Here is a 10,720-nt window from a genome sequence, read left to right as displayed (position 1 = left end):
CATTCCACTTGGCAGATCTTATTGCTGGTAAGTTGCTCCTCAGCAGAGCTTACGTCCTCTTCAAACCTGCACGGGATTCTAAGAAATTTTCTAATTAAAGTCACCAACTATTTTTGACCACATTACCCAAATAAAAAAAGGTCTGGAAAAATCCAGACCTTTTTTACCGTATTGAAAATGGTTTTACTTGTAAAGACCATTAAACAGCATCTTGAACGTGCCATGCGACTGTCCGCGGAACGTGATTTCCGGACCGAAAGCATATAGCCTCCCTTTACCCACTTGGGCTTCAAAAGCAGCCACACCATTTTTCAGGTACTGCTGTCCCCAAGCCCAACCGCTTTTCAATGGAGGCTCAGTACCAAACCAAGCCAAAGGTTTCACTCCTTTTAAACCTGCCTCAGGAGCAAGTTTAAAGACTGGGCTGTTGTTGAATAGCACATGCGCTTTTTCGCCCATTCCAAAATTGATCGCAGCAGAATTATCTACCTGCATCTCGAGCACACTTCCGGGAATGTAGTATTTATCTCCGGTAAGGGACTTTTCTTTACCGTCCACGATTTCCACCAAAGCATCGGTCACGGGCAGCTTGAGGTGAGAAGCCAGTGAAGTCGCAGCACCTACGGTGACGATCTGACCGCCATTTTCCAAGAAAGATTTCAATTGAGGAATAGACTTATCCACGGATAGTCTTCCAAGCATGTGATGGTATTCGGCAGGGATATCCTCCTTCTTTGGCTGACTTCCTGCACCATATCCCCCAACTGCACCGGGCATACCGGGGCCGATAAATAAGATCACATCGTATTTAGCATTGAGATTGCCCCCGTCGATTTCCATTGGGAAGATCTGGGTAAACTCAAAGTGAAACTGCTCCAACATCCATCTCACCCAGCCGGAAGGCATAGAACCACCATAATAATCGTACAAGGCGATTCTGGATGGCTTGACTTCTTTGGCGCCAGAAGGCAACCCTTTTGCTGCCACAGGCTTTACGCCGTAGTTCTTTGCTGCTGCTTCGAGTTGCTTTTTACCCGAGGCCGAAATGTAAAATGACCCTGCTGGAAGTCCCGACACCATAGCTTGAGTTCGGTACACTTTTACATTGGCCTTTAGAAGGTCATTTACAGCCAAGAAAGAATCATTCACTCGAGAGTCAAGCAAATAACCGGAAGCAACAGGGAGGGTTGCAGGATCCGGGGTCAGCAGCTGCCCATAGGCCACTCGTTCAAAAGGTCCGTCAAATCCTTCCATGATTCGGTCTACCTCTACTCCCATTTGATACGCCAAGGTCCATCCGGCGGCATCGTAAGGTCTTACCGGAGGGCCTCCCGGATACAAGAAGTCGTTGGGATGATCCTGTGGCTCAAACATATCTAAGACATGTGGCCGGAATGCTTGGGCTGTTTTGACGATGTAAGATCCTTTTGGGTAGGATTTCCCATTCACAGAAAAGTCTGCTGTGGCTTTGTGAACCAAGACTCCGGATTTGATCAATGCATTAAGAAATTTGATGGCCGTAGGAAAGTCGGCTTGATCAGCGGACAAGATATAGCCTCTTGGATCCCTTTTCGCAGGATTCTTATAGACTGAATCATAAAACTGCACCGGGACTCCTGCTCTAAATCCAAAAAAAGCCGCATCCTCATCGTCCGCCTCTTTCTTCTTTTGGGTAGCATCAAAGGATTTTTGAATGTCTGCGGCGTACTTTGGATAGCGAGTCCACGTATCTGTATTTCCTCGATCGATGGACTTTTTACCCATCAGGTAAAAATTATACAGCAACTCATCCCCATGCCGCACTGCATGATTCAAAATCGCATAGTTCATCGATACAGAATAATCAATCGATGTACGGAATGCCCAAGGGCCAGGAGTCACCGGATAGGGAGTACCGTTGTTTGGAATCAGTCGGTCCGGAACCAAAGGGATAGAATACGGAGAAGGATCACCCACAATCTCCGTCAGGATCCCGATCATATTGTGATAATAAGGTGTGGTTCGCAATCCACCATTCCACCACGTGGAAAAGACAGAACCATCGAGTCGGGTATACCCCGGTTTATCCTCCACATGCAGTCGATTGATCATAGCCGCACCCACCGCATCTAAACTGGTGATAATTAGTGGATCAAAGACATGATTAAACGGATCTCGGTAAGGGGGACCTGCTACCACGGTGCCAGCCGGGCCTGCTTGGTGATGGTTGTAGACAATCTGAGGAAGCCACTCTACATATTGCTGCAGGGAAATATTGGTGGATTCCTTCATGTTGTTCATGTAGAAATCCCGGTTATTATCATGACCTACATACTTCTGATAAAGCACAGGGATATTCTTGTTGCGCTTGGCTTTATCCTCATGCATCATGTACCAGTCAGACATGATTTCCATGCCATCGGGATTGACGTGAACCAAAAGAATGATCACTTCATCCAAAATCCTTAACGTTTCCTCATCATTTTTGGAAGCCAACTGATAGAGCGTCTCGATCAACTGCTGAGCCCCTACTACTTCGTTGGCATGGAGTCCGCCATCGATCCAAACGATGGGTTTTCCCTCTCTGGAAAGTGCCTTGGCCTCAGCTTCGGTGATTTCAGCTCTTCCCAGTTTTTGGGATATTTCCTTGTATCGCTCGAGCTGCGCAAAATTCTTGGGAGCTGTAATGATCAACATGGGTTGTTCCCTTCCAAACTCAGTCTTGCCGATGCTGGTATATTTTACCCGATCTGAAGCTGCATCCACTTTTTTGAAATAAGCTTCTGTTTGGGAAAAGTTTGCAAGCATATATGGATCTCCCACATTAAACCCAAAGTGAGATTTAGGGGTGGGCACACTTTGGGCCAATAGCCAAAGCGGAAGAATCAACAGATTCAACAAGAAAAGGGTGGTTTTTTTCATAAGTATTGTCCTTGAAGGGAATACGCTAAAATAAGGCATTGCTCAACTCAATCAGGTGAAAAAGACGTATCCTTTAGAAAATTTACAGGATCGGAAAAATGAATCAATAAGCAGAAAAACCAAATCAACCCATGGTGGAAAAAGAGTTAGGTCATTTTATCATTTTTTACTTGGAGAGATTGCTGATAGATTAGCCCGTCCTCCAAAAATCATTACTTTTGTTTATCTGTCTTTTCAAGCGTTTCCACCACCAATTCCTGCAAAATCTATGTCCGAGGTAAAAATCTTTGCCGGCACAAACAGCCAAGAACTCGCTCAAAAAATTGCCAAAAGCTATGGCAAAAAGCTGGGTGAAATGACCATGTCGAAATTCAGTGATGGCGAGATGTCTCCGAGTTTTGATGAGTCCATCCGAGGCTGTACCGTCTTTATCATACAGAGCACCAATCCCCCCAGCGACAATTTACTGGAGCTCTGCTTGATGATCGATGCTGCGAAAAGAGCAAGTGCTTATAAGGTCTGTGCGGTCATTCCCTATTTTGGATATGCACGTCAAGATAGAAAAGACAGACCACGAGTTTCAATCGCAGCCAAACTTATTGCCAACATGCTTACCTCGGCGGGCGCGGATCGGATCATGACTTGTGACTTACACGCCGGTCAAATCCAGGGATTTTTTGATATCCCATTGGATCATTTGAATGGTTCTGCTATATTTGCGCCCTATTTGAGCACACTTCGGCTGAAAGACATGATCTTCGCAGCCCCGGATGTGGGAGGTGTGGCAAGGGCGAGATCCTTTGCAAAGCACTTCGAGGTAGAAATGGTCGTCTGTGACAAGCACAGAAAAAGAGCCAACGAGGTAGCATCCATGCAAGTCATCGGCGACGTGGAAGGCAAAGACGTGATTCTCGTAGATGATTTGGTAGATACAGCAGGTACGCTTTGCAAGGCTGCTCAGATCATCATGGAAAAAGGAGCAAATTCTGTAAGGGCCATCGTTACGCATGGAGTACTTTCAGGAAAAGCTTATGAAAACATTGAAAATTCTGTTTTGGAAGAACTTGTCGTGACCGACACACTTTCTCTCAAGCAGCAATCTTCGAAAATTAGAGTACTGACCGTTGCTGAGTTGTTTGGCAAAGCCATACACGCCGTCACAGGACACACATCGATCAGTTCATTATTTATTTAAGAACCAATTTTAAATACAAATACATATGAGAACACTAGAGATTATAGGGTTTAAAAGAGCAAATCTCGACAGTGCCGCTTTGAACGAAATCAGAGATTCCGGTAATGTACCCTGTGTAGTTTATGGTCCAGGTATCCCTGAGCAAGTTCATTTCTATTCCCCAGCGATCCTTTTCCGCGACTTGATCTATACCCCAGATGTTCACTTGGTTGAGTTGAACATCGAAGGCAGAATCATCAAAGCCGTATTGAAGGAAGCACAATTCCACCCAGTAAGTGAAACCTTGCTTCACGCAGATTTCATGGCTTACACGGAAGACAAAGCAATCAAATTCGAAATTCCTGTGAAAATCGAAGGTAGCTCTCCAGGTATGGCAAAAGGTGGTAAAATGGAATTTAAGACCAGAAGATTGAAAGTAAAAGGTTTGGCTAAAAACCTTCCTGACTTCATCGTGGCTGATATTTCCAACCTTGATCTTGGAAAATCTTTCAAGGTAGGTGAATTGAAGGCTGAAGGATATGAAATCCTTACTTCTCCAAATGTGTCTATCGTGACTATTGGTATTCCAAGAGCGCTCAGAGGCAAGAAAGGAGAATAATCCTGACTCCGAAATCAACAAATCCTGCCCAGCAATGAGCAGGATTTTTTGTTTAACACTAGATCGAATCCAGACCTGTCAGGTTTTTGAAACCTGACAGGTCTAATCAACCCTTATAGCTTCAGCATGAAATACCTTATTGTAGGATTGGGAAATATAGGTCCGGAGTACGAACTCACCCGCCACAACATCGGCTTTTTGACACTAGACCGCTTGGCTGATAAGGAAGGTGTGACCTGGAAAAGCGAGCGCTTGGCTTTTAAATCCGAAATCAAACATAAAGGCCGATCCCTGCATTTGATCAAGCCAACCACCTACATGAACCTGAGCGGAAAGGCTGTCAACTACTGGATGAAGGAACTCGCTATCCCAAAAGAAAACTTACTTGTCTTGGTGGATGACATGGCCATTCCTTTTGCCAAGCTTCGAATGAGGGCCAAAGGAAGTGCTGCGGGGCACAACGGATTAAAGAATATCGAAGAACTGTGCGGTGGACAAGACTACCCCAGACTTCGGATGGGAATTGGTGACAATTTCCCAAAAGGACGGCAAGTAGAATATGTTTTGGGGAGATTCACTCAGCAGGAATTTGACGAACTGCCTTCCATGATGGATAAAGCCATAGACATGGTTTATGGCTTTTGCACAGCGGGAATCGCACAAACCATGACACAATACAACGACTGAAATGAAGGGAGATTTGGATTTGACCAATTCTCCCTCTTTCTTTGTGACACTTCAGGCAACTGATTTATAAAGAAGAGGCGAGAGACTAGGCTCGATGACCCTCTGGCAACCATCCCTGCCAAGGAGAAAGGTGCCAAGTCCTACCCAAAGCGGGAACTATAAATTGGCGAGATTCAACTCTACCCCACTTTCTGGTTCGGTTTTCTTCTTTGGGGAAATTCTTTTTCAGTTTCCAAGTACCCAATAGCATTCAAACCGACCAAACCCATGTCTCATTTCGAAACCGATGCCATCCGCATCCAGCGCCGATCCGATCTCAAAGAACACTCCTCACCCATTTTCATCACTTCCAGCTTTACCTTTGAATCCGCCGAGGAAGCACGGGCGATGTTTGCAGACGAGATTCAAGGCAATATCTACTCCCGCTATTCCAATCCAAATTCTTCCGATTTGATCGAAAAGGTCTGCCGCGCGGAAGGTACCGAAGACGGAATCGCGACAGCTTCAGGAATGGCTGCCATGTTTGGAAGCATTGCTTCACTCCTACAGCAAGGAGATCACATTTTGGCTTCCCGATCACTTTTTGGATCGACTCATCAATTGCTAACCCGAGTATTTCCAAAGTGGGGTATTACTTCTACTTATGGAGACATTTCGGATTGCCAAAATTGGGACAAGCTGGTGCAGCCTAACACCAAAATGCTATTTTTGGAAACCCCTTCCAATCCGGGCCTGGAAATTATCGATTTGGAATGGGCAGGAAAGTTTGCGGCGGCACACAACCTGATCCTCGTGGTAGACAATTGCTTTGCCACGCCTTACCTGCAGCAACCTGCTAAATGGGGGGCACACATCGTCACCCACAGTGCCACCAAGTATATCGATGGACAAGGCAGAGTTTTGGGCGGCCTGATTTTGGGGAAAAAAGATCTGATCAAAGAGGTGCAGTTTTTCACCCGCCATACTGGACCATCGATCTCACCATTTAATGCCTGGATTTTATCCAAGAGCATGGAAACGCTAGCGGTAAGGATGGACAGACACTGCGAAAATGCCCTAAAAATCGCCCAATATTTTGAAGGAAATCCTGAACTAGATGCAGTTCGCTATCCATTTCTCAAGTCTCATCCACAGCACGACCTGGCTTTGAAACAAATGAAAGCTGGAGGCGGGATAATTACCCTAACACTGAAAGGTGGTTTGGCCCGCGCACAGCGCTTCATCGATCAGCTACAAATGATTTCCATCACTCCAAATTTAGGAGACAGCCGCAGCATCATTACGCATCCTGCATCGACTACTCATAGCAAACTTTCTCCTGAAGAACGTGCACAAGTGGGAATCAGCGACGGACTGGTACGGCTTTCTGTAGGATTGGAGCATTACGAAGACATCTTAAAGGATGTCGAAAGAGCCATCGAAAAATCAAAATAAGCTCGAACCAAAAACGCCCCGAAATTTCGGGGCGTTTTTGGTTTTACCAGGTGGTATGTTTGAGAGAGGGAAAGGCCCGAATTACATCACTGAGACTGATCTGCCCGACCAGTTGCCCATTTTTCAATACAGGAAATCTTCGGATCTGATACTCCAAAAACTTTTGAGCAGCATCAAAAAGTGTCATATCCGGAGACAACGTCATCACATCCCGAGTCATTAACTCATGCACTTTAGCGGGAAAACGGACGGTATTGGTATATTTTCCTTTGATAATCTCCCTAAGGCAATCCACCTCAGAGATAATCCCAATCAATGCTCCACCTTCGTCCACGACAGGTGCACCGGAAATTTTCCGCTTGGTCAAGGCTTCCATCACCTGATCGATCGTATCATCAGGCCCAAAAGTCACCAACTTCGATGTCATGTGGTCTCTCACCAAAATAGGCTGAGCCGGGGTCTTAGGCTCCACCACTTTTACCCCTTGAAAACTTTTTACCATAGTTTTTCCCCTTAGAGATAAAAGAAGCTACTGATTTTCAATGAAAAATGAAAAAATAGAGCCAAATATTCCGAATATTAAATTATTAATTTGGATGAAATAGATAATTACAGAATTTTATTTCAATTGATTCCTCAAAACTACAAAGGGTCTCCATTGTTTGGTAGGTGCCTGATAGAGCTGGTCGAAAGCAAATGTCCCCACAATCAAATCCTCATCTCCATCCTTGTCCAGGTCCCCCTTGGTTAACGTCAGCCAATGATCTTCCAATTGCTCTTTCAAGACAAAAGGGAGGAAGGAATCAGGCTTTTCCTGTTTGAAATAAATCAAGTTTTGATGAGGTTTTTGATTTCGATCGGGAAAAAAAGCAATGGCCACCACATCCATTTTCCCATCCTGGTCAAAATCTCCCACTTCCAATCCAGTCGCTCCATGCATGGGATAAAACCATTTTTCCTCAAATTCACCTGAGTTATCGCGTTCAAAAATTCGGACACCATGGTAATTTTTCAGGATTTGACTCTGATCCGCATTGTCACCATTGACCAATATGAGTTCAGCTTTCCCGTCGCCATTCATGTCTTCAAATCTAAAATCGCTTGATCCAAAGGCAGGCTGAAAACTGACTAATTGCTTTTCCTTAAACTTCCCACCGCCCGTATTTTCAAACAAAACCAATCCCTCTTTTGCTTGAGTCATTAAGACTAGGATATCCAAATCTCCATCCCCATCGTAATCCACTGCCATCGAACGCCTTGCTCCGGGATCCTTTTTGAGAATCACCTCTTGAAAAGCTGTATCCTTGCTCAGATGAAGACTTAATTTACCTAGGTGATTACCAAATTGGGAGATGACATAATCCGGCTTACCATCGCCATTCCAATCAGCCACTTCCACATGGACAGGTCGCATGAGTTTTTCAAATACTGGCTGTGACTTCCAAGCACCATCATTTTTTACAAAAGTAGAAACTGAACCAATCGAATCATTGGCGGGGTCCATCAATCCCATGGTGAGTAACTCAAAAGATTGATCCTCCTTCCAACGGATTTCTACCGGTGCGACTGCAGTGGGGATGGAATCAAGCTGTGAAAATTGATTGGCAGGGTCGAGTTCAAACAATGCCCTAAACCGATGGCCCAACCACAACTTTCCTGTTTTGGGATGGACACGGAGCATGGTCGTCAAGCTTGACCTGACAAAGGGAAAATTAGGCACCTCCAAATTGAACCCCGGAATCCCCACTCGCGGGGCAACCTTGGACTCTTGAGGAAGTGGCATATCCGGAGCATTTTCCAAATAATAAGATTGGAGCTTTTCCCATTTTTCACGGGTTATGAAAGGGATTTTAGAATAAATTCCATCCGGCACCCCTTCATCTTCAGGTAGCGAAGTACCAAAATCCTCCTCCAAGTACAATCCCATGCGCTTGCGCATATCTGGAAGAACTTTTTCCCAGGTGGTTCTATCTAAAACTTCAGGCTCAGGCATCACATGGCACGAAGCACAATAACCCCTCGCCAATTGCTCGCCCGAAAGGTCAAGATCGGATTGAGAAAGCTGATACAAACTTGGTGGAGGCTGCTTTCGCTCTGCGATCTGACCGCAGGCGCTTACCATTAGCATTCCAACCCAAAAACCCCACAATCTTTTCATCTGTATTTACAACACGGTTTTAAATCCTTGTACCAATACAGGATCAATCCCAAAATGTTTGGAATAATCCAAAGGAGCAGAAGAAAATGAAAGATCAGGATTGATAAATTGATTTTCAGAAACCTTGGCCAATTTACAGGAAGCGTGGACTTCCTTCAATAAACCTGTCGCTCTTAGGATAGGCACATGTTCAGCCTTTGTTCCTCCTCCCGGCATGATGATGATCCTATCTTTGGCTTTTGCCAAAAGTTGGGTCACCATGTCCAATCCTTCTGTTAGGGAGTTTTTTCCACCCGAAGTCAAAATCCGATCGAATCCCAAGTCAATGATTTTTTCCAATGAGTCAGACAAATCAGCCGATGCATCAAATGCTCGGTGAAACGTGCAAGGTTTGGCCCCTGTAGCTCTTTTCAGAAATTCATTTGCCTTCTGATCCACATTTCCTTTTTCATCCAATACTCCAAATACAAAACCATCCGCACCCATTTCTCCCAAAATCTGAATGTCCTGTTTCATGACCAACAGCTCTTTTTGGGAATAAACAAAATCTCCTCCTCTTGGACGGATCATCACAAAAACAGGGATATCGACTTCGCTTTTCAAAAAACGAAGCATCCCTGCACTTGGAGTCTCTCCACCCTCAGGAAAATTGGCACAAAGTTCCAATCGATCAATCCCTTGTTCTGCCGCCTCCAAGGCTCCTTGTAGGTTGAAAACCGGCGCTTCCAGTAAAATCTTACTCATGGTTTGAAGTGACTGTTTGCGTCGATGAGGATATTTCCTGACTCAGTGGCTTTGGCAAAGTTAAAACCCGGATGAACGGCATAGGCGCCTACCTCTCCGTATTTGTTGATCGCCAAAAATCCAGCTTGAATGTCTTTTACGTTTTTTGTCTTTGAAACCAATCGCTTGACAGCTTCTTCGCAGGCCTCCTGTGGCGATCTGCCCTGACGCATCAGTTCCACGATCAGGAAGCTACCACAAATCCGGATAATCGTCTCTCCCAAACCGGTGGCAGTCGCCGCACCGACTTCATCATCCACATACAACCCTGCTCCGATGATGGGGCTGTCCCCTACCCTTCCGTGCATTTTATAAGCCAATCCACTGGTAGTACAGCTGCCCGCCAATTTACCATTGGCATCAATACCGATCATACCGATCGTATCGTGATTCTCAATATTGATAATGGGTTTGTATTGACTGGTGACTTTCCATTTGTCGTATTCGATTTGGGCTTTTGGACTGAGCACCTCCTCCTCCAACGGGAAACCCTGAGCAATCGCAAATTGTCTGGCACCCTCTCCCACCAACATGACGTGGGGTGTTTTTTCCATCACCGCCCTTGCCAAAGATATGGGATGCTTAATTTGCCGGACAAAAGCAACCGATCCACAGGACCCATCTCCCGTCATGATGGAAGCGTCAAGTGTGGTAATTCCCTCACGGTCGGGAAGACCCTGAAGACCCACAGAGAGGTTATCCATATCCAATTCGGTATTTCTTACTCCCGCCTCCACTGCATCCAGGATACTGCCCGTTTCCTTCAGCTTGGCCCAAGCGTCTGCATTGGCAGGTACACCGTGATTCCAAGTTGATAGGATTAAAGGCTTCTCTCCGTTCGGTGATTTTTGATCACTTGTCTGAGCGCAGGAAGCTGCCACTCCGGGTAAAAATAAAGCAGATCCGAGGAGGGATTGCTTGATAAACTTTCTTCTTTGAGACATGAAACGTATTTTAGAATCGA

9 protein-coding genes and 1 riboswitch are annotated in these 10,720 nt (G+C 45.4%); of the genes, 4 read left to right on the top strand and 5 right to left on the bottom strand.

The window, feature by feature from the left end:
* Positions 1-183: 183 nt before the first annotated feature.
* Positions 184-2,901 (bottom strand): M14 family metallopeptidase, encoded by a 2,718-nt coding sequence (locus ACFPIK_RS10150; RefSeq protein WP_377914843.1) that lies wholly within the window; start codon positions 2,899-2,901, stop codon positions 184-186.
* A 268-nt stretch (positions 2,902-3,169) separates the two neighbouring features.
* Between ACFPIK_RS10150 and ACFPIK_RS10145 the strand changes: the two genes are divergently transcribed.
* The 4 genes from ACFPIK_RS10145 (at position 3,170) to ACFPIK_RS10130 (ending at position 6,815) form a co-directional block, all read left to right on the top strand.
* Entirely contained in the window at positions 3,170-4,096 is a 927-nt protein-coding gene (locus ACFPIK_RS10145; RefSeq protein ID WP_377914841.1) for a ribose-phosphate pyrophosphokinase, read from the top strand.
* Positions 4,097-4,121: 25 nt separating this feature from the next.
* Entirely contained in the window at positions 4,122-4,694 is a 573-nt protein-coding gene (locus tag ACFPIK_RS10140; protein ID WP_377914839.1) for a 50S ribosomal protein L25/general stress protein Ctc, read from the top strand.
* Positions 4,695-4,820: 126 nt separating this feature from the next.
* Positions 4,821-5,381: an aminoacyl-tRNA hydrolase gene (gene pth, locus ACFPIK_RS10135; protein ID WP_377914837.1), complete on the top strand. Its 561-nt coding sequence runs from the start codon at positions 4,821-4,823 to the stop codon at positions 5,379-5,381.
* 61 nt (positions 5,382-5,442) lie between these two features.
* Positions 5,443-5,546: riboswitch (SAM riboswitch) on the top strand.
* A gap of 102 nt (positions 5,547-5,648) precedes the next feature.
* Entirely contained in the window at positions 5,649-6,815 is a 1,167-nt protein-coding gene (locus ACFPIK_RS10130) for a trans-sulfuration enzyme family protein (RefSeq protein ID WP_377914835.1), read from the top strand.
* Positions 6,816-6,858: 43 nt separating this feature from the next.
* Here ACFPIK_RS10130 and ACFPIK_RS10125 read toward each other — a convergent pair whose 3' ends face one another.
* From ACFPIK_RS10125 to ACFPIK_RS10110, 4 genes are all read right to left on the bottom strand, one after another.
* Positions 6,859-7,317 carry a CBS domain-containing protein gene (locus ACFPIK_RS10125; RefSeq protein WP_377914833.1) on the bottom strand — a complete coding sequence of 153 codons (459 nt, stop codon included), beginning with the start codon at positions 7,315-7,317 and terminating at the stop codon, positions 6,859-6,861.
* 117 nt (positions 7,318-7,434) lie between these two features.
* A complete protein-coding gene (locus ACFPIK_RS10120) occupies positions 7,435-8,973 on the bottom strand; it encodes an FG-GAP repeat domain-containing protein (protein ID WP_377914831.1) in 1,539 nt (512 codons plus the stop codon).
* A 6-nt stretch (positions 8,974-8,979) separates the two neighbouring features.
* On the bottom strand, positions 8,980-9,717 hold the full coding sequence (locus tag ACFPIK_RS10115; RefSeq protein WP_377914829.1) for a copper homeostasis protein CutC: 738 nt from the start codon (positions 9,715-9,717) through the stop codon (positions 8,980-8,982).
* Positions 9,714-10,700 (bottom strand): isoaspartyl peptidase/L-asparaginase family protein, encoded by a 987-nt coding sequence (locus ACFPIK_RS10110; protein WP_377914827.1) that lies wholly within the window; start codon positions 10,698-10,700, stop codon positions 9,714-9,716. The genes ACFPIK_RS10115 and ACFPIK_RS10110 overlap by 4 nt, the downstream gene beginning before the upstream one ends.
* Between the last annotated feature and the right edge of the window lie 20 nt (positions 10,701-10,720).

It is taken from the genome of Algoriphagus aquatilis (assembly GCF_042657405.1).
In the GTDB taxonomy this organism is placed as follows: domain Bacteria; phylum Bacteroidota; class Bacteroidia; order Cytophagales; family Cyclobacteriaceae; genus Algoriphagus; species Algoriphagus aquatilis.
The sequence above is the reverse complement of the archived record's forward strand: the minus strand, read 5'-3'. Positions and strand labels throughout refer to the sequence as shown.